Source organism: Bacillus sp. SIMBA_074 (assembly GCF_046534555.1).
Lineage (GTDB): Bacteria > Bacillota > Bacilli > Bacillales > Bacillaceae_G > Bacillus_A > Bacillus_A mycoides.
In genome coordinates this window covers 1-345 of record NZ_JAWRYM010000217.1, presented here as the reverse complement: position 1 = coordinate 345, position 345 = coordinate 1, and the positions used below count along the sequence as shown (strand labels likewise).

General features: G+C 47.2%; 1 protein-coding gene. It reads left to right on the top strand.

Going from position 1 to position 345, the window contains the following annotated elements; translation table 11 throughout:
- Positions 1-11: 11 nt before the first annotated feature.
- Positions 12-345, top strand: a 334-nt coding sequence (locus SB773_RS30570; RefSeq protein WP_410593969.1) for a sigma-70 family RNA polymerase sigma factor, incomplete at its 3' end; no start/stop codon positions are given.

Genomic DNA, 345 nt, shown 5'->3' with positions numbered 1-345 from the left:
CCAATGACCAAGTGAAGGAACTGATCGCCAAGAGCCAGGCCGGAGACGCCCATGCCCGCGAACTTCTAGTGAACAGCAACATTAGGCTGGTCTGGTCTGTCGTACAGCGTTTTATCAACCGTGGATATGAAGCGGATGATTTGTTTCAAATCGGTTGTATCGGCTTGCTAAAAGCTGTAGATAAGTTTGATCTATCCTACGATGTACGGTTCTCCACTTATGCGGTTCCGATGATTATTGGAGAAATCCAACGCTTTTTACGTGATGACGGAACGGTAAAAGTAAGCCGCTCTCTCAAGGAAACAGCAAACAAGGTGCGAAGAACAAAGGACGAGCTGTACAAGC